This window comes from Paludisphaera mucosa (assembly GCF_029589435.1).
GTDB lineage: Bacteria > Planctomycetota > Planctomycetia > Isosphaerales > Isosphaeraceae > Paludisphaera > Paludisphaera mucosa.
The window spans coordinates 2,404,323-2,430,806 of sequence record NZ_JARRAG010000002.1; the positions used below are offsets into that span (position 1 = coordinate 2,404,323).

Consider the following 26,484-nt stretch of genomic DNA (forward strand, 5'->3'; position numbering starts at 1 on the left):
CCATAAGGGACCATCGTGCGGAGCCCGCGTCTCCGCGAGGCGGACCGTCTCGTGTTCGTCTTACCTGGGGGGGCTTTGTGGCGTGAACGTTCCGCCGCGCTCCTCGATTCGACGACCGCCCAGCGGGCAGCCGAAGACCGGGCCGTCCCGACATCGGACCCGAACGCCGATCGCCGACTCGGCCGCCTCCGCGGACCAATCGTTGGGCCCTTCGACGCCGCGCCCCCGCGTGATCCCCCCGCTGAACGCGAGCCGGCCGCCCGCATCGAAGACGAGGACGTGGCCCGAGGTCGCCGCGCCGAAGCGGCGTGCCTCGGCCCCTCCGGGGTCGAGCTGCACCGCGACGCCCGGCATCGATTCCGCCTTCGACCAGGCCGCGGACCTCGCCCAGCCGTCGCCCGCTCCTTCCGGTCGGAAGAAGAGCACCCGAATCGACGCCGCCCCTTTGCATCCGCCTGCGAGGCGTTCCAGCTCGATGAGGCTCGCCAGGGTGCACGGACATCGCGGGTGCGCGAACATCAGCACATTGGGCCGCGAGCCGTCCCTCGCCAACCCGCTTCCGGCCGGCCAGGCGTCCGGAGGCGGCCCGGCGGCCCCGGGGGCGGACTCGTAGCGGCATAGCAGGCCGAACCCCGAGGCCACCGCGACGCCCCAGGAAACCGTCGCGACCATCCCGAGCGACATCTTCATGCCATTCCTCCCTCGCAGAGGACGCGAGCCCTCGGCATCGAGGGCTCAGGCGATCAGCTCGAGACCTGGGCCACCATGACGGTCACGTCGTCGGCGATCCGATCGTCGTGTTCGGCCAAGGCCAAGGCGTCGTCGACGAGTCGCTGGGGGCTCCTGTCGTCCCGGGTCGACGTCAAGGCGGCGAGTCCCTCGAGACCGTAGCCCCAGCGGCCCCACCGGATCGACTCGACGCCGTCGCTGTAGAGGACGAGTCGGTCGCCGTCGGCGAGCTCGACCTCGCCCTGTGCATAGCTCGCCGGAAAGACGCCCAGCAACGGGCCGCCGCCGTCGGTCAGGAGGATGGGCGGCCGGCCGGGCCGGAGCAACAATGCTGGCGGGTGCCCCCCCTGGCAGTAGGTCCATGTGCGTCGGGCCGAATCGAACACGCCGTAGACCATCGTCAAGAACGGCGATCCCGGGAAATCCGCGGCGATCATAGCGTCGTTCAGTGAGTTCAACACGTGGTCGGGCGTGATGATTTCGTAGTCCGTCCCCGCGATCCGCTTGGTGCGCAGCGCCTGCATGGCGTAGACGCTCAGCAGGGCCGCGGCGACTCCGTGGCCCATCACGTCGCCCAGGCAAGCCCCGAGCCGCTCTCGATCGAGACGAAAAGCGCCGTAGAAGTCGCCGGCGACGTGCAGGGAGGGCCGGACGGCCGCGCCGAGCTCGAGGCCCGGCGCGCTCGGCAGGGGGCGTGGGAGCAGGCTGCGCTGGACCTGCTCGGCGAGCCGCAGGTCCGCGATCAGCCGATCGCGCTCCCGACGTAGCTCAAGGGCGCGGGCCCGCACTACGCGTTCCCGCCGTTGCGAGGCCTCGAACCGAGCCTTCCACGGGCCGGAGGGGTTATGGGTCGGAGTACTGGTCGCCATCCGAGGCACTTCTCCCTTCATAGGTCGTCGCGATTCGACGTGGACACACCCGGAATGCGCATCGAGATCGACGGCCCGACGACATGCTGGTGGGCTCGCCACCCGCGGCCCCCTTCCTCAACCCTAGTACACGCAGGCGAGTCGTCGACGTAACTGAGGGCCGGAGCCCGAGAATTCGTCCCGGAGATCCGGGTAGGCCCCCGTCTCGGGCGACTTCCGGTAATTGTCGTGGGAGTTCGTCGTCCATCGTGCGATCCTCACGCGGTCGGATGGCCCACTATTCGGGCGCAATCATCGGCGACGCCTGCCTTGATTCGTTCTCGAAAACGAGTGCGGCGGCGAACGGCGTACGTTCGACGAGAGGAAGCCGGAATCGAGGCAATAACTTCGGCGTGCGACTCTCCGGGGCTTCCGGCGAAGGTGCCGAGCGCCGATCGGCGTGCAACACCCGCATCATGGGGGGGGCGGCCCTACGGCTGGCGGCATGTCGCAAGGAGCCGGTCGGACCAGTCGAGCCCCGACTCGAGCGACCCTATTCGGTTTGAATTCGGCCGCGCCGTTCCGTGTCTGTCCGAGTCCGTTCCCGGCTGAGCGAAGGTTGGGTTCGTGACCTAGAGTTGAGCTGGGCGCCTCTCGGCGTTCGACGGGGCTGTCCCGGCCGAAACGGACTCGTCCCAAAAGGGTGGACCGACCGGATCACCTTGATTAGGTCGTCGGGACTCGCTCCGACCCGGCGGATCGCGAGGATCTCCGAAACTCACAGGAGGAGGACTCGAGATGGCGAGGACGAGCGGCGATGAGTTGGTGACGCCTAAGCTCTTGGATGCCGTACGAGAGTCGACGGCGGCCAATTGTCGCGCATGGGCCGGGCTCGCTCGAGAGATTCCGCGTTGGTGCTTTCGAGCCGTCGTCATGAATTCCTGGCTCAGCTTCACAGTGGTCGTCTCCGGCGTGATGGGCCTGGCAATCGTGATCACCATCGTGCTGCCGGGGTACACCTGGCCCTCCAGCCGACTCTACACCTCCAAGTTCGGATACGGCTCGATGTTGCGGAAGTTGAAACGGCCCTTTCCAGTGCCGGCGACGCGGGCCACCTCCCGGATGCTCCATCACAAAGCGCTCGGCGAAGGGTTGGTGCGGTCGGAGCCGGTGGTCGTCCCGATCGTGCCCATGGGCACCATCATCAAGGTGTATGTCGAACAGGGTGACCACGTGACGAAGGGTCAGCTCATCGCCGAGGTCGATCCGACGAAGGCGACCATCAAGGTCGAAGCCGCGAAGGCGGCGTTGGAGACCGCCAAGGCCGAGCTTGAGCGAGTCAAGATCGGCTCGGCGTACGTCTTGACCTACGAGCGGCCCAAGCTGGATCAGATCCGGATGGCCAATGCGAAGAAGCAGGGCGGGCTGAAACGGCAACTGATCGACATGAACACCCCGCTGATCCACAAGGGCTATGTCGCGAAATCGGAGATGCTACTCCTCCAGATCGAGCTCGCCAAATCGGAGCTCGATCAGGAGGAGGCCGCCTTCAACCTCTCGATGTCGACCGAAGGTGTGAAGGAGAGCGTCACCATCGCGGAATCGGCCATGCGAGAGGCGGACCTCGCCCTCCAGCACCGGCTCACCGAACTCAAGGAATACAAGGTCCACAGCATCGCGGACGGCTTGATCGAGCGGTGCCTGGTCCATGAGGGGGAATACAACCAGGATCCTGGAAAACCAGCATTCCTGATCGCTTCGGATTCCTGGTTCGAGGGGAACTTCGATCAGATGGCGTTCGACCGGGTCCACGTCGGCGACGAGGCCAAGGTCAGGCTCGAAGCATATCCCGATCAGTTCCTCCCCGGCAGGGTGATCTGGGTCAACCCGTTCGTCAACTACGATCTGGGCGGCCCCGAATCCACCCGACCCATCCGGCCCATGGGGACCGGCGCGCCCGAGTGGCCCGCGACGTTCTCCGCTCGGATCAAGCTGGACGCCCCGTCGTCTCCGGTCGTCCCGGGGATGACAGGTTTCTGCATCCTGCAGAGCCAGGCCGATGTCGCATGCCTGCCTCGCGAGGCCGTCTCCGCCATCACCGCGGGGAAGGGCATCGTTTACGTAATTAAAGGCGACGGATTCGTGCCGCGAGAAGTGACGCTCGGCCTGGTCGACGGGGACTGGATCCAGATCCGCGATGGCCTCGGCCCCTCCGAGGACGTCATCCTCGACGGCTATCAGGTGCTCGAGCCCAACGACAAGATCAAAGTCGTCCCAGGGCCGGAAGGGGCGGGCTGATGCACTGTCTATTCTCCAGGGTGCTGGCCGTGTTCGCGGCCTTGCTGCTGATCGTGGCGTTGATCAAGCCCTGGATGGAGGTCCCCGTCGACGTCGAGGAACTTCCCGACGGTAAGATCCAGTGCATCGCCGCGCGGCCTCGAACGGCTATACCCTTCCGGATTACCTGCCTCGCCTTTTCGCTGGTCATGGGATTCGGCCACGTCTGGCATCGACGCACTAGCGATCGCAAGGCGATGCTCGGAGCCGCGTTCCTCTCCTCTCAGCTATTCTTCCCCTACGTGGTGATGGCCTGGGAACCAGCCTTGTCGGCGCGGGCCAATTGGCTGCACATGCAGCACGAAAACCTCACCTGGCTGGGCGGCGATCTCTGCACCAACCTCGAGTACAGCAGAAAATCCTGGAAAGACTCCATCTACATGGTGGACACGCCCCGCCAGATCAACGTCGTCCGGTTGCCGTCGTCCGGGCTCGGGGCGTTCCAGTTCGGGCGGCTGATGACCTGGTTCGAGATGCTGGGCTTCTCCAATCGATTCTGCCAGTTCGTGAGGATGGGCTGGATCACGGCCCTGCTCGGGACCACGTTGTTGATCATGTCCGAATGCCTGCCAGCCGGACGACTCGACCGAAGGCGCGCCGTCCGCGCCCTGACTTCCGGAGTCGGCGCGTTCGCCTGCGGCACTCTGATCGCCGTGGCACCCGTGGTCGTCTCGTCGCTCGAGTTGGACCGCTGCCGAGACGCCGTAGCCCGCGGCCTGTACGACTCCGCCGAGGCGCACCTCAGGCGGGCGACGTTCTACCTCCCCGCCCTCCGCGAGGACACCTTCTACGTGGCCCAGCTCGGCTTGCTCGACTTCCGACGCGGCCGCCGCGAGACCCCCGCGGGCCGCCTCTTCCAGGCGAACCTCCTGGAGCGGCAGGGTCGCTATGCGCAGTCGATGGACCTCTATCAAGAGATCCTGTCGAAGGAGCCTCGCGAGACCGCCGTCTATCGCGAGGCATTGAGAGCCGTGCTGAGGGCGGGCCTTCACGCCCTCAACGGCCAGCGCAACGACCTAGCCTGCCGATGGCTCGAACAGGTGATGCGCGCCGAGCCCTGCAATTTGAAGGCAAACTTCGCCCTCCAGATCGCCTATCTGAGGACGTGGCGGCGCGACGACCTCGACCGCACGGTGCGAAGGATCGTCGCGATCTACGGCTACTTCCAGATGCCGACAAAGCAGATCGTACTGGCGGCCAGCCACGAAAACGCCCTCTTCGCCGCCTATCGCGATCACGACCTCGCCGCCGCCTACACCCATTCGCTCAAGGCCAAGAAGCCCTGAGCACGTCGAGATGAGGTGCCCCGGAAAGTTGGACCGGCTAAACGAGAGCTTTTCGGACTGACGAGGCAGTGCTCATGCTGGCCTGCGTTGATGCGAATTCCCTGGGGGCCAGGTAGCCCAGGGCGCTGTGGGGACGGCGTTCATTGTACTCGACGCGCCACGATTCCACCTCCTCCCGGGCGTCTTCCAGGCTGGTGAAGTAGTTCTGGTTGAGGCACTCTTCGCGGACCCGCCCGTTGAAGGACTCGATGAAGCCGTTGTCCGTCGGCTTGCCGGGCCGGCTGAAATCAAGGGTGACGCCGTTGAGATGCGCCCACAGGTCCAGCATCCTCCCCGTGAATTCCGGGCCGTTGTCGACCCGGAGTTCACGGGGCGCCCCCCGACCGGCCGCGACCTCGGCCAGGACCTCGGCGACCTGCCCCGAGGTGAAGCGGACTCCCACGCGAATGGCCAGGCTCTCGCGCGTGAATAGGTCGATGACGGTCAGCACCCGGAGCTTGCGCCCGTCTGCGAGGGCGTCGCTCATGAAGTCCATCGCCCAGGCCTGGTTCGCCCCCTCGACGGCGGGCCGGTCGTCGCGATGGCGAGAGCTCGCCCGTCGCCTCGGGTTCTTGCGCCGCAACGTCAACCGCTCCAGTCCATAGAGGCGATAGACGCGCTTGACGTTGACGGCCCAACCCTCCCGGAGGAGCAGGATGTGCAAGCGGCGGTATCCATAGCGGACCCGGTCCGTCGCCAATTCTCGGAGACGCATCCGAAGCGGCTCCTGCGACGCGCGGCTGGGCTTGTAGTTATGGGTCGCGCGGGGGAAGCCGGTCGCCTCGCAGGCCCGCCGCACGCTCACGCCGTAGCGGACCGTGAGGTCCGCCACGATCGTCCTGCGTTGCGGCGGGGTCAGGCTTTTTTTGCCAGGACGTCCTGGAGCATCCTCTTGTCGAGGCTCAGGTCGGCCACCAACTGCTTGAGCTTCTGGTTCTCCTCCTCCAGGAGCCTCAACCTCCTCAGCTCGGGGGTCCCCAACTCGCCGTATTTGGCCTTCCAACGAAAGAACGTAGCCTGGCTCACGCCCAACTTTCGACACGTGTCCTCGACGCCCAGGCCGGCCTCGGCCTGCCTCAGGGCGAAGACGATCTGCTCCTCGGTGAACTTCGACTTCCTCATGGATCGGGCTCCTTTCAGGGGAGCCTCATCGTATCCGAGTTCTCGAATGCGATGGTCCACTTTCCCGGGGGCACGTCAATCGTCGGAGGGCGGCGGCCCACCTCCGCGCGGAGCGTGAAATGACTGATCTCGGGGGGGCAGCCGAAGCGGATCGGGTGCTTCGCGCCCAGGCCCCTGGAGACGTACATGAGGGTGGGGTCGATCTGATAGAAACCCGCCTCGAAGCGGCGGCTGTAACGGCTGGGCATCAAAATTGAGCCCAGGATCGGGAGCTGGACCTGGCCGCCGTGGTTGTGGCCGCAGAGCATGTAGTCCCATCCCTGCCTCGCGGCCTGGTAGACGATGTCGGGGGTGTGGCTCAAAAGTAGTCGGAAGTCGGCCGCGGGTACGGACTCGTCGGCAATGGTCCGCCCCCAGGGAGCGCACGTGCCGCCGATCGCCAGCGTCGAACCCATTACGTCTATCGTCTCGACCTCGCCGTCGAGCACGGTGAAACCCGCGTGCCGGATCGCCGCGTTGATCGGGTCGACGTCGTGACCGTGGTCGTGATTCCCCAGGATGGCGTACCTGCCGATCGCGGCCGGCAGCCGTTCGAAGAGGGGAGCGATCCACGGGATGCAGGTCGGGTCGTCGATCAGGTCGCCCGTGATCAGGACGAGGTCCGCACGACAGCCGGAAGCCACGTCGAATACGGCCTCGAAATATCGGCGGTCATAGACGTGGGAGAAATGGAGATCGGTCAGGTGGAGGATCGAGAGACCGTCGAGCCGCTCCGGGAGCTTTCGGATCGGCACAGTCCAGTGGTGGACCGTCAGATCCAGGGCCTCGTTCCCCGGGAGCCGGAGTTGCCAGTTGTGCTTCCCTCGGCCGACGAACCGCTCGCGGGGGCCGTCGCCGACGAGATCGACGTGACGATCCTTGCGACCGATCCCCTTCACCGTTCGTGCATGTCGAGCGAACGTGGACAAGGGGAGGCCGACCAGGGACGCCAGGCAACAGATCACGGCGCCCGCCTGGAGGCAAAGGGGCCAGTCGGCCGCCGGGACGAACCACCATCGACGCGTCGTCTCGAAGGAGAGGAGGCCGATGATCAGGAACGATACGATCGAGCCCGCCTCGAGCCCGCGGACCTTCCACCCCATGCCGTGGACGATGTTGATCGCTAGGACCAGGAGGCACATCTCGCCGGCCGCGAACGCCATGTAGAAAGGCAGAGTGAGCATCATCGCTGCACCTTCGCTCCGTTGGACCATGACAGACTACCAACGCGAGCTTCGCGACGCCCGGGCTCGCCCCCGAGCGTCTTGGGCAGGCCCCATGCCGCCATGAGGGCGAAGCAGAGGACCTCCGCGACGATCTGGATCAACCGCCAGGCGAGCGAGGCGACCAGGGCCTGCTCGGCCGGCATCCACGGCGAGAGCAGCGTGGTCAGACATGCCTCGCGCACCACGAGGCCGCCCGGGGCGAAGATCGCAAAAAAGCCGACGAGCCAGGCCGCCGCATTGCCGGCGATCGCGGCCCCGACGGGTACGTTCGCCCCTCCCGGCGCGGCGTGGACGACCATTGCAAACACGAGGCCGTTAAAGATTCCCATGATCGCGAAAAAGGCCACCCCTTTGGCGAGACCCAGGACGCCGACACGCAACTCGCGGAGGGCGAGCAGCTGAGCCTTAAAGCGGGAGAATCTGGCTAGGAATCGAGGAGAGTTGGACGCCAAGACCGCCGTCGACGCCGCGAGCAGCAGGGCGGCGAGCCCACCAACGGCGAACCACCCCGACGCCAGCCTGGGGAGATGCCGCCCGAGCATCGTCAGAGAACTTGCCAGATACCCCCAACCCAGCCCTGCGACGACCGCCCAGCCGACGATCGTGACGAGGATCTCGAGCACGAGGCTGGCGGCGACGGTCCCCGTCTTCAAGCCGAGCCTCGAGGCGAGGAACGTGCGGGAACCATAGGACCAAACGCTGCCCGGCAGCCATCGGCAGGCTTCGGACGCCAGCCAGACCCTGACCCCCGCACTCGTGCCGATCCGTTGGCCGAGCGACCGGACCATCAGGCCCCAGCCGCCGGCGTTGACGATCCGATGGACCACGCTGAGGCCGAGGGCCAGGATCAAGCTCGAAAGACTGATCTGGCTCCCGGACCTCAGGAGCGACGCTCCATGCCCGGCGAGGCTTTGCAGCATGGCCGCCGCGATGAGAACCCCCAGTGTCGGCAGGACCCACCGACGGATTCTCGAGGTGACTCTCAAATGACTCACGAATGCCATCCCGCTTCTCGCTCGTAAGGGTCTGGGTCAACTCACGCCGCTTCGGTCGGCCTTCGTCGCGAGGCCCGATTGCGAACGGTGGGGACGGGGCAGCGCGTTCGTTTCGAGTGCGACCCCGATGGCGTCGCGGTAGACCCCCTCGATTCGATCGGTGATGCGATCCCAATCGAAGGCCTCGCGGGCGAATTCCATGGCGTTCTCCGCGAGGGCGCTCGCCCGCTCGGGGTGGTCGAGAAGGCCCAGGATCGCCGCGGCGAGGGCCGAAGGGTCCTTCTCGGGGACGAGGATCCCCGTCCGTCCATGCTTGACGACGTCCGGGATCCCTCCCACGTCCGACGCGACGACGGGGCGGCCGTGGGTGAAGGCCTCGATCGGGCCGAGACCCAGCCCCTCAGTGTCGCCGTGGTCGTCCACGATCGACGGGTTGACGTAGACGTCGCAGTCGGCGTACAGGGCGTCCAGTTGCTCGTTGCTCACGAAGCCGAGGAACTCGATCGACCAGTCCAGCCCGAGCGAGCGTGTAAGCTCCTCGAGCCGCTCTCTCTGGTCGCCGTTCCCGGTGATCTGGAGGATCGCGCGCCGATCGGCGAGGATCTCGGGCATGGCGCGGATCAAGTACTCGACGCCCTTGCGCTGGATGAGCCGCCCGGTGAAGAGGATCTTGGGCACCTCGTTGCGAGGGAGGGGGGTCGGCCTGGCCTCGACGGTCGATCCGTACGGGATGACGACCGAATCTCGTCCCGAGAGGCGCTTCACCTCGCCGGCCGTGTGAGAGCTGTTGCTGATCAGCCTATCGGCGTCGAGCAGCGCGCTGCGGAGGATTGGTCGCACCCAGCTCTTGCGCCTGGCGAGGGCGAACTCGGCGCCGTGGCTGTTCATGACGACCGGGGCGCCGCATGCGCGGCGGGCCGCGGCCGCGATCGGCCCGTGGGGGAACGGCCAGTGGGCGTGGATCACGTCGAAGTGCTCTCGACTGGCGAGTTTCCTGGCCGAAAGGATCCCCATACCCACGTAGGGCAGTCCCAGCACCTGGTAGATTCGCTTGCGGATCCGGTTGGGCGCCCCCTGCTCGTGGGTCAGGCGCTCCCACGATCTTGGGGCGTAACGGAAGCGATGGACCGGGACCCCGTCGATCGTGTGAGACGCGAGCCCCTCGTAAGAGGGCGCGAGCACGGTCACCGAATGACCGCGGCCTGTCAGCCTTTTGATGGATTCCCGCAGCCAAGGGACGGCGTAGTCGTCCTCATGGCGGGGATACGTGGAACCGATCACCAGTATGCTCAATCGCCTGCTGGCGATAACCTCGCGGGAGTCGACGCGGAGCGAATGGACGTTCATCGGCTGGCTCTCCAGGGGCGGTGGTTCGCGTCAAGCTCCGTCGGCGGCCTGCGTCAACTGGCCGCCGCTGCGGTGACAGTGGTACGCCAGTTGTACGGCCGGCAGGGGAGGGTGCTCGCTGGAAGTCGACGCCCGGTCGTTCGTCGTGTCTTCGACGATCGGGAGCTTCCAATGCGCCCAGAGGCCGCCGCGGATCGCGAGCTCGGCGAGCAGTCCGCAGAACGAACCGACGATCGCGGTCGCCAGCATGACGACGCCGGAAAGGACGGCGACGCTGGCCGCCAAGGGGAGCTTGGTCAACGCAAGGACGAAGCCGGCGACGATCAGCGAGACCGCTGAGCAGGCGCAGACCGCCGAGACGCCGCCGATGAAGTGCGAAGGGCGCTCGCGGTACTTGCGGAGGAAGCCGACCGTCATCATGTCCATGAAGCCGCGGAGGTAGCGCTCGAAGCCGTATTTACTGACCCCGTGCCTGCGTGGGTGGTGTTCGACAACGATCTCGGCCGCGCGAAAGCCCTCGATGGCGGCTAGCGCGGGCACCATTCGATGCATCTCCCCGTGGAGCGTGAGGCCCTTGACGACGCCGGCCCGGTAGCACTTGAACCCGCAGTTGTGGTCGTGGAGGCGAACGCGCGAGACGTGGCTGAGCATGAGATTGAACAGGCGGCTCGGGAGTACCTTGTGCCAGGGGTCGTGTCGGGTCTTCTTCCAGCCGCTGATCAGGTCGTAGCCCTCGTCGAGCTTCTCGAGGAATCGGCCGATCTCCTTGGGGTCGTCCTGAAGGTCGGCGTCCAGGGTGAACACAATCCCGCCTCGGGCCGCACGAAACCCGGCGGTCAAGGCCGAGGCCTTGCCCGCGTTTCTACGGAATCGCAGCCCGCGGACCGTGTTGGGTTCACGCTCGGCGAGCGACTTGATCGTTCCCCACGAATCGTCGCTGCTGCCGTCGTCGATGAAGATCACCTCGAATCGGGTGGTCTCGGGCATTTCGGAAGCGATGCGCTGGTACAACTCGACGAGGGTGGCCTGCTCGTCCATGAGCGGGATGACGAAGCTCAGGTCGATTTGAGCGGACTTACGACCGCCAACCGTCTGCTCGACATCAAAGGATTCGTGCTGCTCGGCCGGACCGGGCGTCGCATCTGAGCGGTCCGGACGGGTATGAGCACGATGCGATTTCTTGGACGACGCTACTGCTGAGGCGGGGTGCATGATCGAGGCTCCTTGCGAGGCGTCAGGAGTGGAGGGGCTCATCGTGAGTGATTCGTGGTGTTTCGCACGTACGCGGCGCGAGGGCCGATCCCGGAGGCCCTTTCGGCCGCGACGACCGAGACGGTCGTCTTTATGCGGAGCCGGGGATGTCGCCTAAGATCGGCGACGGGGGCTCAAGCCGCTTCACCGAGCGAACGGTGATCAAGCCTTCTGGAGGGGTAACCACTCGACGGGGGCCAACACCTCGACGTCGGAGATGTCCCATGCGAGATCGAAGGATTCGGAGAGAGGGTCGGGCGTCACAAGCTCGAGGACGTTGGCCCGGGTGTGCGGGCGGGAGCTGCCGGGCGTAAGCCGGCCGATGCCCTGGTACTGGAATCCGGAGCTCAAAACCTTGGCTTCATCAAGGCAATTGCGGCCGTCGAAGATGACCCGATGGTTCATCAGGTCGCTCATCACTGCGAAATCCGGGGACTGGTACTGCTTCCAGTCGGTGACGATCGCCACCGCGTCGGCCATCTCGAGGGCCGAGTAGGGGTCCTCGCAGTAGTCCAATCGGTCGCCGTAGATGGCTCGCACGTGCTCGAGCGCCTGGGGGTCGGACACTCGGACGAGGGCGCCGGCCTGGAGGAGCTCTTCGATGAGCACCAGGGCCGGAGACTCGCGGACGTCGTCGGTCTCGGGCTTGAAGGCCAGGCCCCAGACGGCGATCCTCAGGCCGCGGACCGACCCGCCGAAATGATTGAGGATCAATCGGGGCAGCACGTCCTTCTGCGACTCGTTGACGCTGTCGACGACTTCCATCATCTGGCAGGGCAGGCCCACCATTTTGGCCATGTGTATCAGGGCGCGGACGTCTTTCGGGAAGCACGAACCGCCGTAGCCGGCGCCCGGCGCCAGGAATTGGAAGCCTATGCGACGGTCGTAGCCGATCCCTCGCCGTACGTCGTCGATGTGCGCCCCGTAGCCCGTGCAGAGGTTGGCCATCTCGTTGATGAAGCTGATCTTGGTCGCCAGAAGGCAGTTGGCGACGTATTTCGTCATCTCGGCGCTCTCGGGCAGCATGGCCAGAAAGGGACGATCCGCGCCTAGGATCGGCTTGTACACCCGCAGGAGCGTCGCGACGACCTCCGGACGGCGGGCGCCGACGACGACTCGGTCGGGCTTGTAGAAGTCCTCGATCGCCGCCCCTTCCTTCAGGAACTCGGGGTTGCTGGCCACGTCGAAGGGCACGTCGGTGATCTCGGCCATCTGACGCGACAACTCGGCGTTGGTGCCCACCGGCACCGTGCTCTTGATGACGATGGTTGCCGGCCCCTTGAGGTTCTCCGCGATCTGGCGACCGACAGCCCAAACGCCGCTCAGGTCGGCGCCCCCGGATTTGCCCTGGGGCGTCCCGACGGCGATGAAGATCACCTCGGCGTCCGCGATCGCGGTGGGAAGGTCGTCCGTGAACGTGAGGTTCCGCGAGCAGGTGTTCTTGATGACCATCTCGGGGAGGCCCGGCTCGTAGATCGGAATCCGCCCAGCATTGAGCAACGCGATCTTGCCACGATCCTTGTCGATGCAAATCACTTCGTTGCCGAGATCGGCCAGGCAGGTGCCCGTGACAAGGCCGACGTATCCCGTGCCGACGATTGCGATCTTCACGAATATCTTCCTTCCGGAGGCAATTCGCCTACTGGACGGCGATCGAGGGAACGGACACTCGGCGTCGAGTGGTTGTGGACTCACCTTGGTGCAAGGTCAGAGATCCCACAGGCTGCTCTCATCCAAACCCTAGGTCGCGTGTTTCCAGGCGACGAAGAAATGTCGTCGAACGAAGCCGGGGAGACTTGGTCGTGAGAGAGCCGGCAGGAGTGCGAGGCTCGGCCTACGGAGATTCCTCGTTCGGCCGCGGCAGCGTTCCCATGGCGGAAGATGATGTCCAGGGACGAGATCCGCCCCCACCTCCCTCGCTCTTCCCACGGGCCATGGTTACGAGCGGAGATCGTTCGCATGGCGCGACGGCTTGAAGCCGTCATTCTGCCGTGGACTTCGAATCCTCCTCGAAGCGTTAAGGAAGGTTGGGCAGGGAACTGTTGGATGCAGCCGTCGTCGGCCGGTCACCCCGATCCGTCGCTTCACTTGAGCCAGCCTCGACCGACGGCTAGGCGCCTCGCTACGTTGCGGTAAACAACGTCGGTTGTCGTTGTGGTGGCGAACGAGAAGGCCTGGATCATCGTCTTGTAGTCGATCGACTTGACCGTCCCCGAGCGCGACGCCTCGGTGCCGGTTCTGCTGTCGTCCGACGAGGCGACCTGACCGTCGGCCCCGACCCTCGCCGACAGCCAGCCCAGGCCACGGACGATCATCGCCTCGACCTGACCACGCAACTCCGGCGAACGGCAGGTCGTCAGGAAGCGCTCGGCCATCAGGATGCCATAGGCCTGGTAGCTCGTGTCGCTGCCCCCTTTCTCCGGGTTCACCCCATCCGCGGCCTGGAGAGCGTGCCCCCGAGCGGCGTAGTCCGAGGCTGCCCGGCTTAAAGCCTCGGCATCCGCTCGATAATGGGCCGCGATCGTCGGGTCAGCCGGCGACTGCATGGCTGCGGCGGTCTCGCCGAGCGCCGCGGCGAGCAGCCAACGGCGGTGCGTATAGGGAGCGTCGTTGAAGTCGCCTTTCGCGGCGACCCCTGGGGTCGCCAGCCATCGGGCGGCCGCATCAAGCTTCGGCAGGTACCTGGCGAGGACCGTCGGGGCGTCCGAGGCGTGGGATTGCGCCGTCAGCAATAGCGCGCGGGCCGCGGCCTCGACGAACATGGACGTGCTGTGGAATGCGTCGCCCGTGCCCACGAAGCTCCCGTCGACCGCCTGACGGGCGAAGCCCCAGTCGAGGATCTTCCAGCCGCGTGCGACGAGCGCCGCGTCCCCGCGTACGAGGCCCGCCTGGACGAAATCGGCCCCATATCGCTGCTGCTCGATGAACCAGGAGTTCGAGCCGCCGGCTTCCCAGGCGGCGTTCACCCCGATCGCTCCGCTCTCGGCGATGTCGCTCGCCATGCGGCCGGGCGTGCTGTAGAGGATCGACGAGAGCAGCGAGTCGTCGGCAAGGCTGTACAGAGAGGGCGGCATCGGCCCAGTAGGAGGCGCCGCGACAAGGATCGGGGCCTGCGGAAGTACCGCGCCGGCCGAGAGCAGCTGACGCCCTTCCAGGCTTTCCAGCATGTCCGGCCGGCTGCGCCTCGACGGCCGCCCGAGCTTTACGCCGGCGATCGATTCGACGGTCGACGTCGGACATCGCGTATGGAAGGCCAGGCGGATTAACGAGGTTCCGTCGGCGCACGCGTGGATGCCTCGGATTTCCGCCGCGACCTCCCTACGACCATGTCCGTCGCCCAGTACGACCAGCACTGACGCCAGGAGCAAGGGCGCGACCCCGACCGCCCGCAACGCGGCACCGCCCCGGCTGATGTTGGCGACGCTCGCCGCGACCTCGTGGCTGCCTCGATGGTCCGCCCACACGAGCATCACCCGCGCCGAGGAGACGAAGCGGTGGTCGGTCCGTCGTTCGTCGACCAGAGGTAGGTTCAAGCCCAGGGCGGAGAGGCCCGCCATCATTCGATCGATCAGGTCCATCCCGAATCTCCAGGTCGCCGATGTTAGCGATGCGCGAGTCCGCCGACGCGAGGCGTGTCCGGTTTCCCCACGAGGGAGGTGTCAGGCCCCGCACCCGGCAGGTTGGGGCCGCGGTAAGTCTCGAGGGTCGCCAGAGAATCCTAGGATGCGGATGGTGAGGGCCGGAGGACTCGTGGTCGGGCGCGTCCCTCGAGCGACGTGAGCTTCTCCGAAGTTGCCGAGGAGCCACGGCTGTGCGGATGCTCGGCCCCAAGCGGTCCAGACGAAGCGAGGCATCCCGACGCGACGCCCCGAAGCGACGCTCCGCCGCAAATCTCCGTCCCTCGCATCATGGGTTGAAAATGAGCGACGTCCGCGAGTCGGATATCGAGGATTCGGCCGTGATCGCGTTCAGAAAGGCGATCGGTCCGGTATCCATAACCACCGAATATCCCGAACAGAGACCTTCGTCGCTTCATCGACGAGAGTCGAGACGCCGATCGAGGTCGATAGGGGGATTGTCCAGGTCGCGACGTCGGAGGCCGATCGCCATCGCGATGCGCCCGCTCGACGCCATTGAACGACGCCCAGCCTCCACCTCGCCGCGGAGAGCTAGGGTTCTCGTGGGACGGGGCTGAACCTGCGTGGGCGTCGCATCGCCGATGTCCGGCCCGCCGCGACGTCGACGCAAGATCTTGGTCCCAGCCCCGAACGAAGGCTCGATGACGCGAGCGGCTCGCCGAAAGGCGACGAGAAGCCTTGGGAAGCGTCCACGTCGTTGTGGATTCTCCGATGTCCTGGATCCGAAGCTGGAGGCCCTCCTCCCGAAGGAGGGTTGCACTAAAGCATGTTGAATAAAATTCGATCTGAACATCACCATGGAAAGCGACGCAAGTTCCGGGCTAGGCACGAAACCCTGGAAGTCCGGCAGCTCATGACCGCGTCGATCAATCTCGACGCGAAGTCGGCGGTTCTGTCCATCATCGGATCTGCGGGCGCCGATCTCGCGCGGGTCGAGTTCGGCACGAAGACGATCTCGGTGCAGGGCGTCGTCCAGAGCGTCTCCGACCCCACTACGATCAACGTGACGCTGCAGACGGATCAGGCGGTCTCGCTCCGGAAGAGCTTCGCGGCCTCCTCGGTCAAGTCCGTGAAATTCGATGGACAAGGGGGAGTCGATCTGCTGTCGAATCTCACGACCGCCGCGTCGACCTGGTCGACGACCAACGGAGGCGTGGTCAACACGAGCCTGCTGGTCGGCAGCCCCGGCTACAAGAACACCGCGAGCGTGAGCCAGGTCGGCGTGTTCCAGGTTGGTGCGACGGGCCAGGTGGGGGTCGACTACCTCTATCGGGGAGCCGGCTATGCGGGGCAGCTGGCGATCTTCAGCCTCGAAGGAATGGACGCGTACACGCCCGGTTCCGCCGAATACATCAAGGAGGCCGCCCGCCGCGCGCTCAGCGACGGCCCGCAAGGCCACGTCGTCATCAAGACGCAGCAGGAGGGCGCCAAGTACACCGCCTCGCTCCCCTGGGAAGGGAGCCTCAATAAAGGCGCCTACCTCGGCGTGCATACGGTGACTATGAAGCCTGGCGATTCGTTCGCGGCGATGCTGGTCCCCAGCGGCACGGTGGAGCAAGTAGCCGCCAATCCCGCCGCCGGTGGTTCGATTCGGCCCCTGTTCTCCGTTCCCGCGGCGAATCCGGCGCCGCTCGACGCCCAGTTTCTCGGCCAGATCGGCGACCTCGACGGCAGGGGCTCCCTATTCGCCTTCGAGGACCAGCGCCTCGACGGCGCGAGCGACCGCGATTACAACGACATGGTCTTCCAGGTGACGGGTGCCAGGGGGACGGCGACCCCGGTCTCGCAGGTAATCAACCCCAGTCATAATTTCATCGCCAGCACGATCTTCCAAGAGCTGGACGCCTACGCCGTCCGGCAGGAGCAGAACGACTCCGTCAGCAAGGTCGGCTCCTACGCCCCCGGTGGCTTCCAGGTGGGTGCCTCGGGGGCGATCTCGGTCGACTACGTGCGAGACTGGGCGGCGACCCTTGGCGAGGTGGCGGTGTTCAGCCTTCAAGGCATGGGAAATCTGGTGCCGGGCTCGGCGGCGTACGTCAAGGAAGCGGCCCGTCGGGCCCTCTCGGACTCGACCCTGGGCCACGTCGTCGCCTCCGACCTCTTCGAGGCCCCGCAACAAGGGAGCAATTCGACCTCGGCGACCTACCAGGGGCAGAAGAACTATGCCATGACGCCCGGCGACTCCTTCGCCGCGTTCTCGATAGCGAACGGGACGGTCTGGCAGCTCTACAACGGGGCGATCGGGGCGGGGGACGTACGCTTCTCGACGAAGGACGTCAACACGGGCGGGTCGGTCGTCGCGCCGACGCCCGGTAAAGCGGCGACGTGGACGCTCGGACTGGGCGCCTCGGCGGTCAACCTGGCCGGCGTGACGGCGAATCCTACGGATCCTTCGTCGCTGGCCCCCGCCTCGGTCTGCACTGTGGTCTACCTTGACCTCCAGGACAACGGAAAGATCGACCCCGGCGACCCGAGCCTGCCGGGCGTCTCGGTCAAGCTCGTCGGCGCCGACTTCGCCGGACACGCCGTGCAGCGATTCGCGACCAGCGGGCCGGACGGCTGCGCCGAGTTCGCCAACGTCCCGCCCGGCATTTATAGCGTCACGGCGACCGATGCGAGCGGCGGGACCCTCGTGAGGGGGTCGCAGATCGGGGCCAATGGCGGGCTGGCCTCGGCCGGCGGCCTCTCCGGGATCGTCTTGCTGCCAGGGGATCGTGCGGAGGGCTACGCGATCGGCAGGGTCCAGCCGGCCACTTTGTCGGGCTGCGTCTTCGCCGACGCCGACCGCGACCGGGTGCATGACCCGAGCGAGCCGGGGATCGCCGGCGTCGCGCTCCAGCTCATCGGGGTCGACGACCTCGGCGCCAACGTCAGCCTGTCCACGACCTCGGGCGCCGACGGGACCTACACGTTCGCGGGCCTCCGCCCCGGCGCCTACTCGATCCTGAAGACCCAGCCGGCGGGCTATGCCGGGGGCCGCCAGTCGATCGGCTCCTTCCTCGGCCAGGCCCATCCGATCGGCCGCAACGGCCAGATCGGGACCGATCGCTTCAACGGCATCCAGATCGGGTCCGGCGAGACGGGCTACAACTACAACTTCGCCGAGTGGACCGGCGGGGCGACGGGCGACCCGAGCTACGCTCGGGAGATCGACCTCCAGGGGACGTCCGGGAGCGACGTCGTCACCATCGTCCTCGGCGCGACTTCCCATCGGGTCACGATCAACGGGGTCACGTCCACGATCGACGCGGACGTCTCGACAATCGTGAACTTCAGCGGCCTGGGCGGCGACGACCTCGTCACGATCACCGGGATTCCGGGGTCGGAGACGCTGACGGTCGCCCCGAACGTGGCTACCCTGATCGCGCCCAGACTCCGCCTGGAAATCGAGGGGGTCGCTCGGATCGCCTTCAGGGGCGGCGTCAACGACCGGGCCTATCTCTACGATTCTCGCGGCAACGACGTCTACAAGGCGACGCCCACGCTGCAGCAGCTTGACGGCCCCAACTATCACGTCGCTGTGAGCGGGCCCGACCGGGTCTACTGCTACGCGGTCAACGGCGGCGATGATCAGGCGGTCTTGTCCGACTCGGCAGGCGACGACGACTTCAAGGCGACGCCCATCGACGCCCGCCTCTACGGGGCGGGCTTCTACAACTACACGCGCGGTTTCGACCACGTCGTGGCGACCTCGCAAGGCCTAGGGAAGGATCGGGCCTACCTCTACGATTCGGCCGGGAACGACACGCTCACGGCCGGCCCCGGCTCCGCCAAGCTGGCCGGCAAGGGGTTCGACGCGACGGCGAGCGGCTTCCCGAGGGTCGACGCCTATTTCAACGTCGGCGGCAAGGACGGCGTCGTGCTCACCGGTTCCGCCGGCGACGACCGCTTCTATGCGAGCCCCGCCGAGACCGAACTGGTGGGGACGGGCTTCGACCTGCAGGCGCACGGCGTCGCCGCGGTCGTCGCCGACGGCGGGCCGGGAGGCGCGGACAAGGCGTACCTCACGGGCACGCAATCCGACGACGTCCTGACGGCCTCCGCCGCTTCATCGCGATTGACCGGCCCCGGCCTGGACGCGACGGCCAGGGCGTTTTCCTGGGTCCTCGCCTCGGGAGGATCGTGCCTCGGCTTCGACGTCGCCAACCTCGCCGACACCGCAGGGAACGACACGCTCGACGCCAGCCCCGGCTCGGCTCGGCTCTACGGCGTCGGGTACACGATCCGTTGCGAGGGCTTCAATAAGCTGGTCGCGACCGCATCGGCGGGAGGCGTCGACCAGGCGACCTTGCACGACTCGCCCGGCGACGACACTTTCGTCGGCTCGCCGATGGCGGGACGGTTTTACGGGGTCGGATTCGACAACTCGACGATAGGCTTCGCCAAGCTCGTCGTCGACGGCTCGGCCGGCGGCAACAACGTCGCCATCCTCAGCGACACGACCGGCGACGACCTGCTGACGGCCGCCGGCGATTCCGTGACGCTCGCCTCGGCGACCCAGAGCCTGAACTTCAAGGGATTCAGGACGGTCACTGCGAGCTCGCCCCTCGGCCGCAACCGGAAGCGGATCTCCGCGATCAACTTCACCCTCAACGTCTCAGGAGAATGGATTCCCGTCTAAGCGACGTCCCTCGAAAGGCGTGGACCCGGGGCGTTCGCTTTCCTTCCATGGGCGGCCGCCTTCGTAGGGGAATCGTCCGACGGGTGGGGCCGAGTAAGCTGTTGAAACCATGTGGACGGAGCCAGGGATGGCCATCGTCGATCCGGAATCGAAAAGGGACGCCGCGTCCACGTCTCGCGCGACGCGCTCGTATTGGTGTTCTATGCTTCCAAAGGGGGAGCCTCGAACATCGATTCGACCGCCCCGCCTGATTCGATTCCCGAATGGAGAAGACGAGCGGATCGCGGGGACGCCCCTGGAGATGGGGCCCGCCGGATCATCCTCGTCCTTCGAAGGCAGTGACGCCGTGAATCTCGCGATCAGGCTCAGGAAACTCCTCCCCCGCTTTCGATCCGAGACCGGTCGATCGAACCGCGTGTGGAGTTCGATCTCGACGCTCATCTTGTTGACGTCGCTTTCCGGCCTGCTCCTGGGCCTGGCTCTCGGGCATTGGCGTTCCAGCCCCGGACCTTTCATCCGGCGGCTGCACATGGGCGGGGACTGGATCAAGGCCCCGGGGCCTCCTACGTACGCCGGCTACTTCCGGCGGCACGTCAGGCTCCCCGGACCGGTCAAGCACGCCTGGGTCTCCGTCGCGGCTCGCGAGGGATTCGAGATCTGCGTCAACCAAAATCCCAGCGGCAGATGGTACCTCTGGCGGCCGACCCGCCCCTTCCAAACGGGCCTCAGCGAAGCGGGCCAGCTCCTCAACCCAAGCCCACCCACGCTGGCCTTGAATTTCCCGAGGGAGTACCAGTGGTCGTCGCACCGCAACGACTGGCTGCCGGTCTTCCTCGACATCACCCAGCACCTCCGGCCCGGCCCCAACGTCATTACCCTGGAACTTGAGACGCGGTCGGCCCCGGCCATGGTCAAGCTGGAGGGCGAGATCCTGCTCTGGTCCGGGGAGCGGATCCGGATCGACTCCAACGACGAATGGCTCGCCGAGCCGGTACCCCCGTTCGACATCCGGCACGATTGGACCGAGAAGGACTACGCCGACCGATCGTGGCACCAGGCCGTCGACGTCTCCCGCTCGGGACGGGCGCCCGGCGACCTGCATTTTCAATCGTTCGACGAACGGCTGCTGACGACGCCCTTTGCAGGGCGATGGGTCCGGAGCCGCGAGGCTGGGGCGGGCGACGCCGTCTGGTTCTCGATGGAGTGGGACCTCCCTTCGATCCCCGACGACGCCTGGATCCGACTGGTCGCGAATCGCACGTTCGACCTCTTCGTCAATGGCCGGAGAGTGATGTTGCCCCTGTTGGGGAATCCGGATCTCGACTCGGGCGACTGGTTGTTGGGGACTCCGCGCGGGGCCGACCTCCCAGCGGCGCCCGAACTTCTCGACCCCGACGAGGTCGGATCGCTATTCGTCGGCGATCGCTTCGAGTCGCCCCGACACGGCGACCCGTCGTCGACCGTTTTCAGGGACCGGTGGGCCAAAGAGAAGCAATGGAACAAGACCCGAGACGTATCCCGCGCGACCACGCGAAGCGACCTCCCCGGAACCTACGACCCGATCAAGGCCGAGGGCGAGGACGTCATGCCCCACGACCTGATGCCCCCCCAGCCGGAGCCCCATCAGCCAAAGGCGCTCGGACGCGATCGGGCGATCGGCGGGCTGCTCGCCTACAACATACGGTCGATGATCCGCGCCGGCCGGAACACCATCGAGGTCCGGATGATCCCGCCCCTCAGCCCCGAGGGTTTCAGCTGGGCGCCCCAGCTGGCCGTCGACGGCGAGGCGCTCTTCCGAGACGGCTCGCGGGTCGCCCTTGAGGTAGGCTCGGGCAGCCGAATCGGCTGTCGGACTCAGGAGCCGTCGGGCGCCGTTTCGGAATGGCGGTCCGCGGAGGTCCTCGGCCCCGCGCGAGTCCTCGGCAAGAGCTGGCCCACGACGGTCTACCGCGGGATCGCCCATGATCCCTCACAGATCCTCGTGCAGAAGGTCGGATGGGTACTTGGTTCCCTCCTGGCTTCGACGACGGCGATCGCTCTCGCCCTGGGGGTGGCGTATTGTCGCGAGCGTCGAGCCGCCGGCGAGCCGTCGGCCGCCCTGGATCAGGCCGCGAGGTCCCTCGGCCGGTTCATCCTGCCGCCCATCGCGATCCTGTTCGCGGCACTCCTCACGGAGGCGTCGTGGGCCGAACGTCACGAGGCTATCCTCTTCCGGATCCCGCGAGTCTGGCCGGCGGTCTTCATGCTGGCGGCCGCCTCGCCCATCCTCCTCTGCGCGCCGTTTCGCTCTCTGGGCGACCGCCTGGTCCGCCTTCCGAAGACACGGGCGTGGATCCCGCTGGTCGGGGTGGTACTCGTCCTGTGCGGCGTGCTGAGGATCTACAAGATGGATTTTCAGCCGCTCGATGACGACGAATACGCCTCCTGCCAGGCCGTGCTCGGGATAGCCCGATCGGGAGCCCCCAAGTTCGTGCCCGATGGGGTGTATTACACCCGCAGTCCGGCGTATCACTACCTCGTCGGCGCCATCGTCTGGGCGTTCGGGGAAAATCTCTGGGCGATGCGGCTCCCATGCGCGGCTCTGGGAGTGGCCACCGCCCTCCTGATGTATCGGCTCGCCGATCGGCTCATGCACCGGCCGTGGGTCGGCCTCGGCGCGATGCTGCTCTACACGCTCCACCCGTTCGCGATCTTCTCGGCCCACCTCGTGCGATTCTATCAGCAGCAGCAATTCTTCTCTCTGCTCGCGGTCTACTGGTTCTGCGAGGGATTTCTCGGGACGCCCTCCAGGAAGTATCGATACCTCACCGTGATCGCATTCTTCCTCGCCGTGGTCAGCCAGGAGATCACCGCGATCATGGCGTTCCAGCTTCTGCTGGGCCTATTCTGGTTCGGGCGAGACGCGGGATGGAAGGCGAACATAAAACTGGGGATCGTCGGGGCGCTCGCGGTCGCTTTCATCGTCCTCGATCTCCTGGTGTTCCAGACGCGCTGCCTGACGCGCGTCGAAGGGGTCTCTCCGAACGTCGAGGCGGCGATCAAGCCGCATTACTGGGACCCCTACAACTTCGTCTCCCTCTTCCTCGCCTATTCAAGGCTCCACGTGGCTCCTTCCTTGATCATGGTCCTGGCCTTGCCGCTCCTGATCCGCCGCGGAGGCCGGGTCGTCTGGGCACTCCTCTTCTTCATGCTGACCGGGACCATCCTCACCAACTTGATGATCACGCATGTCAGCCTGAGATATCAGTATTGGCTGATCGTCCTGTGGCTCCTGCTCGCGATCCGGGGCCTGGCCTTGATCGCGGAGCGACTTGCCGTCCATACCCAGCGATCGGGAGGAACCAACGCCAGGAGCTTCGCCGCGATCCTCGCCGCACCGATCTACGTGGCTTTCCTGCTCGACTGGGCGCCCTGGCGGATCGTCGATTCGTATGACTGCAAGATCCTCAACGACTCGACGGGCGCTTTTCGATTCATCCGCGGTCAACTCAGGCCCGGCGACGCGATCGCGGCGAATGAGCCGCATCCTCATGCGGCCTACCTCGAAGCGGGACATGTCGAGTATGACCTCACGGTCCCGTTGCTGCAGGACTTCGTGATGCTCCAGAAGGGCCGGCTCATCGACAGGAACGGCGGAGGCGAAGTCATCGGTTCGCTCGACGATCTCGTCGAGGCCTGCCGAAAGCACGACCGGCTCTGGGTCGTCGTCAACCGCGAGAAATTTCGCACCCGGGGAAAGAACATCCGCTGGGAATACCCTGCGGCGCGGATCGAGCTATTCCTGCGGAAAAACTTTCAGATTGCATTTCGTGGATACCTTTGGACAGTATATTTGTGGGATTCCTCGCGAGGCAGCTATCAGGGATTTCGCGGAAATTGACGCTCGCACCGACGTTAAAGCCGTCTTCGTGCTCCACGGAGGTGTGGTGTCATTCGCGATCGACCCTGGCATCGAAACACCGCATATATAAACAATAACATGATGATCGACCTCCGTAACCATTCACGCCTCGGCAGAGACGAGCGAGGGCGGCGTGCCGCTTGAGCGGTGGGCGGAGACGGCTTCGATGAGGAAGCCGAGCAGGTCCCGGGACTGGCGGCGGCAGGATTCGATCGACGTCTGGATGCGTTCGACGAACCGCGAGCCGGCCGCCGATTCGGTCCCGAAGTTGGTCTTGCGCCGGCAGACGGCGTAACGCAACGCGCGTTCGGCGGCGTAGTTCGGATCGACGCCCTCGACCTTCGCGAAGGTCGAGGCGACGGCTCGACCTTTAGCATCTCGCGGCAGGCCGCCGCGGTCTTCGTCGACCCGCACCTCGCGCCGCGTCGCAGGAGAGCCCCCCCCGCGACACAGTCACGGCAGGACCCTCGTCGCGAACGTCCCTCGCGAGGTCGCGTGGGACGCTGGACGGGGCGACCCGTAGCTCGACTCGCCGGATGACGGGACCAGTGATCTCGATGTTCGGCGATACCCGTTCCGCCGCGGAGTTTCAGGCAGTCGTGAGAGGCGAAGACGCCTCATCGGAGGATGGCGGTGCTTTTTTCCTGGGGACGGACAACAAGGCTTCGAACGCGGCCGCATCGAGAATCCCCCGAAGCTGCAATTCGATCGCCACCGCCTGGACTTGGGGCCACTCGACGTCGAGGGCTTGGGCGGCCCGCTGACGAAGGCGTTCGTAATAGAGGGGGATGCAATGGAGCCTATGACGAGCCAGGGAGAAATCGCCGGGGCCGGGCAAAGTAAGGCATTCGCAGCCGCGAAATTGCGCTTCCGTCATATTCACTCGGATCCCGAGGGCGTCGCTACCCTTCAATCGTCGACGGTTCGGGGCCTCCCAATCCGGACGGCCACGATAGCGATACTCCGCCATGGGTCCGCCCATGATCGCCATGATGGTTCGCTCGGCCCACTCGCCTCCGGAAACCGACCTGGGTCGTTCGTCGCCGAACGATGCGCTTCCGTACGAATCAATCAGGGCGGCGAACCGACCTCCCGACTGATTGGGCTTGAAGCCGATTTCGATCCGGCTGACGTCCAGGCCGAAGTGCCACGCCAACACTGCGTGCCCTGACTCGTGGTAGGCGCTCGCCGTGCGACGCCTTCGGAATGCCTGCTCCTTTATAATTAACATATGATTATACAATTTTTTGTGCCAGACGAGCAGGGGCCCATGCCGCTCGGCCCACCGCTCGTCGGCGAGGCCGTTGGCGTGGACATGCCCCTCAGCCTCGACCTCGCCGAGGAATTCTCCACCGTAAGTTCGGACGAGCCATGTGGACATATCCCGGCCCCCCCGTGACGTCGTTGCCGGCGTCGTGTCTAAAGGTGGCGATGCGCGTCATGTCTTACTACGAGAAGCGGTGGCTGGTCGAGGCGGTCAACTCGATGCTCAAGCGTCATCTGGGATCGGCCCTCCGTGCGGAGCGAGCCGTCGCGGGCCCGCGAGATCGCCCTCCGGGCCGTCACCCACGATGGTTTCATCGTGCAACTAAAGGTCTTCTACGGGGCAGCGTCACGTGGCCCCAACAAGAGCCGACCCCTACTGTCGATGGCCGATAGGAGGGGGCCGATCGCGCGGAAGTAGGCGGCCATGGCACCGTCGGGATCGAGCGTGACGTAGGCGTTCAAGACGTCCCCGGGCGCGTGGCCCGTCAGATTCCTCAGCTCGAGCCCCGGCACCCCGGATCGGTTCATCTCCGTCGTCACTGCCGCCCTCGCGTCGTAGAATCGGACCCCCCGGACGATCCCCAGGCCCCGGAGCAAGCCGCCGAACTCTCGGGACAGCCGATCACAGGACGCCCCGCCCATCGTGCGGAGCAGGCGGCGGAAGGCGGCCTTGGCGTCCTGCTCGGTGAGCACCGTCCCGCGGCCGGCGGCGGCGAGCGTGGCCTTGTAAGTCGTCTCGATCTCACCGTCCTCGAGTACATTCGGCCCGGGCGAAGCCAGGCCCTCGAAAACGCCGCGACCCCGATGCAGCGGGCCCGCCCCCCGGCCCGCGACGCAGGCCCGGAGGACCGGCTCCAACTCGGCCGGGAATGGGACCTCGAACGATTGCCGGCCCTTGTTGAAGTCGCGGCCGCCGAGCCGGGTCCCGAAACGGAGCCGGCGGCGCTCGAAGTCGACGTCGGCGATGAGCAGGCCGGTCGCCTCGTCGGGGCGCATCGGCAGGACCAGCGAGGGGGCCAGGTGGCAGAGCTGCCAGGCGTCCATCGCCTCGACCCGGCGGATGCGAAGCTCCTGCGGCAGCTTGACGGCCCGCAGTGGATCCTTCGCAGGCTTCCGGCCGACGACGTCGGGGCCCAGCGGGTTCACGAACTCCGCGGGGAGCGTCCGGACGTCGGGGCGCAGGGCCCAAGCCAGCATCCCGCGCAGGGTCGCCAGGACGTTGTGGACCTGCCGGACGGACATGGACCTGGGAAGCGCCCCGGCGCGGCCGTTCCCCGTGACCTGCGCGTCGAAGAGCGAGGCCCGCAGGCCGACGGCGAACTCGCGGTCCAGGTCCATGGCCAGGGTCATCGGCGGCGGGCGGCCCTGGCGTCCGCGAACCAGAGGGTCGGCGACAGTCGGGATAGATACGTCCCGGCCGTCCGCTTGCCTGGCAGCCGGCGGACCTCGGCCAGGTAGACGTCGCAGAGCTGCCGGAAGTCGAGCCGGGGGACGGGGCCGCCCCGGAGCGGGCGTTTTCGGGCCGCCCTGGGAGGGACGAAGGTCCCCTCCTCGATCTCGGTCAGCAGGCGGCGGAGCCGGGATGCGGCCTGGGGGAGGTCGCCGCCGAGGGTCTCCCCGTAGGCCGTCCCCCGGTAGCGGCCCCTGGCGATGTACTTGCCGGCCCTGCTGTAGATGTGCACCTGAGCCCGGCACACGGTCGTGTGCGAGTGCTGGCCGAGCAACTCGGCGCGGACCATCCGGCGATCGGATGTTCCGTCGTTCTTCTTGGTGCGCTTTGGGATCTTGGAAGATTGTGACACTGGGGTGAAACCCCCTCAGGGCAACGTCCGGAACCCT

The 26,484-nt window shown here is 66.3% G+C and carries 17 protein-coding genes; 4 read left to right on the forward strand and 13 right to left on the reverse strand.

Features of this window, described 5'->3' with window-relative positions:
* Positions 1–60: 60 nt before the first annotated feature.
* Both PZE19_RS18860 and PZE19_RS18865 read right to left on the reverse strand, forming a co-directional pair.
* A complete protein-coding gene (locus tag PZE19_RS18860) occupies positions 61–690 on the reverse strand; it encodes a thioredoxin domain-containing protein (RefSeq protein ID WP_277862178.1) in 630 nt (209 codons plus the stop codon).
* Between the two features lie 53 nt (positions 691–743).
* Positions 744–1,598, reverse strand: coding sequence for a PP2C family protein-serine/threonine phosphatase (locus PZE19_RS18865; RefSeq protein ID WP_277862179.1), 855 nt, complete (start codon positions 1,596–1,598; stop codon positions 744–746).
* 912 nt (positions 1,599–2,510) lie between these two features.
* On the opposite strand from PZE19_RS18865, the gene PZE19_RS18870 reads away from it, so the two are divergent.
* Both PZE19_RS18870 and PZE19_RS18875 read left to right on the forward strand, forming a co-directional pair.
* Complete coding sequence (locus PZE19_RS18870; protein WP_277862180.1) at positions 2,511–3,875, forward strand: efflux RND transporter periplasmic adaptor subunit; 1,365 nt, start codon at positions 2,511–2,513, stop codon at positions 3,873–3,875.
* The gene (locus tag PZE19_RS18875; RefSeq protein ID WP_277862181.1) at positions 3,875–5,200 is read left to right on the forward strand and encodes a tetratricopeptide repeat protein; all 1,326 of its coding nucleotides are present in this window, start codon (positions 3,875–3,877) and stop codon (positions 5,198–5,200) included. The genes PZE19_RS18870 and PZE19_RS18875 overlap by 1 nt, the downstream gene beginning before the upstream one ends.
* A gap of 37 nt (positions 5,201–5,237) precedes the next feature.
* Here PZE19_RS18875 and PZE19_RS18880 read toward each other — a convergent pair.
* The 7 genes from PZE19_RS18880 to PZE19_RS18910 all read right to left on the reverse strand — a co-directional run bounded on the left by PZE19_RS18880 (position 5,238) and on the right by PZE19_RS18910 (position 14,797).
* Positions 5,238–6,361, reverse strand: a protein-coding gene (locus PZE19_RS18880; RefSeq protein ID WP_438269975.1) for an IS3 family transposase whose coding sequence is annotated in 2 segments (ribosomal slippage) — positions 5,238–6,097 and positions 6,097–6,361 — 1,125 coding nt in all. Because the reading frame shifts where the segments join, the coding sequence is not laid out codon by codon here.
* A gap of 14 nt (positions 6,362–6,375) precedes the next feature.
* Positions 6,376–7,584 (reverse strand): metallophosphoesterase, encoded by a 1,209-nt coding sequence (locus tag PZE19_RS18885; protein WP_277862183.1) that lies wholly within the window; start codon positions 7,582–7,584, stop codon positions 6,376–6,378.
* Entirely contained in the window at positions 7,584–8,630 is a 1,047-nt protein-coding gene (locus PZE19_RS18890) for a lysylphosphatidylglycerol synthase domain-containing protein (RefSeq protein WP_277862184.1), read from the reverse strand. Before PZE19_RS18890 ends, PZE19_RS18885 begins: the two co-directional genes overlap by 1 nt.
* Positions 8,631–8,657: 27 nt before the next feature.
* The gene (locus tag PZE19_RS18895) at positions 8,658–9,968 is read right to left on the reverse strand and encodes a glycosyltransferase family 4 protein (RefSeq protein WP_277862185.1); all 1,311 of its coding nucleotides are present in this window, start codon (positions 9,966–9,968) and stop codon (positions 8,658–8,660) included.
* A 30-nt stretch (positions 9,969–9,998) separates the two neighbouring features.
* Positions 9,999–11,222, reverse strand: a complete 1,224-nt coding sequence (locus PZE19_RS18900; RefSeq protein WP_368411305.1) for a glycosyltransferase family 2 protein — start codon at positions 11,220–11,222, stop codon at positions 9,999–10,001.
* A 159-nt stretch (positions 11,223–11,381) separates the two neighbouring features.
* Positions 11,382–12,830, reverse strand: a complete 1,449-nt coding sequence (locus PZE19_RS18905; protein WP_277862187.1) for a UDP-glucose dehydrogenase family protein — start codon at positions 12,828–12,830, stop codon at positions 11,382–11,384.
* 473 nt (positions 12,831–13,303) lie between these two features.
* Positions 13,304–14,797 carry a hypothetical protein gene (locus PZE19_RS18910; protein WP_277862188.1) on the reverse strand — a complete coding sequence of 498 codons (1,494 nt, stop codon included), beginning with the start codon at positions 14,795–14,797 and terminating at the stop codon, positions 13,304–13,306.
* 913 nt (positions 14,798–15,710) lie between these two features.
* On the opposite strand from PZE19_RS18910, the gene PZE19_RS18915 reads away from it, so the two are divergent.
* Both PZE19_RS18915 and PZE19_RS33060 read left to right on the forward strand, forming a co-directional pair.
* Positions 15,711–19,478 (forward strand): DUF4114 domain-containing protein, encoded by a 3,768-nt coding sequence (locus PZE19_RS18915; RefSeq protein WP_277862189.1) that lies wholly within the window; start codon positions 15,711–15,713, stop codon positions 19,476–19,478.
* Between the two features lie 346 nt (positions 19,479–19,824).
* Positions 19,825–23,358, forward strand: a complete 3,534-nt coding sequence (locus PZE19_RS33060; RefSeq protein ID WP_277862190.1) for a glycosyltransferase family 39 protein — start codon at positions 19,825–19,827, stop codon at positions 23,356–23,358.
* 123 nt (positions 23,359–23,481) lie between these two features.
* Here PZE19_RS33060 and PZE19_RS18925 read toward each other — a convergent pair whose 3' ends face one another.
* The 4 genes from PZE19_RS18925 to PZE19_RS18940 form a co-directional block, all read right to left on the reverse strand.
* Positions 23,482–23,793 (reverse strand): hypothetical protein, encoded by a 312-nt coding sequence (locus PZE19_RS18925; protein WP_438269976.1) that lies wholly within the window; start codon positions 23,791–23,793, stop codon positions 23,482–23,484.
* A 175-nt stretch (positions 23,794–23,968) separates the two neighbouring features.
* Positions 23,969–24,760, reverse strand: coding sequence for a hypothetical protein (locus PZE19_RS18930; RefSeq protein WP_277862191.1), 792 nt, complete (start codon positions 24,758–24,760; stop codon positions 23,969–23,971).
* A 218-nt stretch (positions 24,761–24,978) separates the two neighbouring features.
* Complete coding sequence (locus PZE19_RS18935; RefSeq protein ID WP_277862192.1) at positions 24,979–25,995, reverse strand: site-specific integrase; 1,017 nt, start codon at positions 25,993–25,995, stop codon at positions 24,979–24,981.
* A complete protein-coding gene (locus PZE19_RS18940) occupies positions 25,992–26,447 on the reverse strand; it encodes a hypothetical protein (protein ID WP_277862193.1) in 456 nt (151 codons plus the stop codon). Before PZE19_RS18940 ends, PZE19_RS18935 begins: the two co-directional genes overlap by 4 nt.
* Positions 26,448–26,484 lie beyond the last annotated feature (37 nt).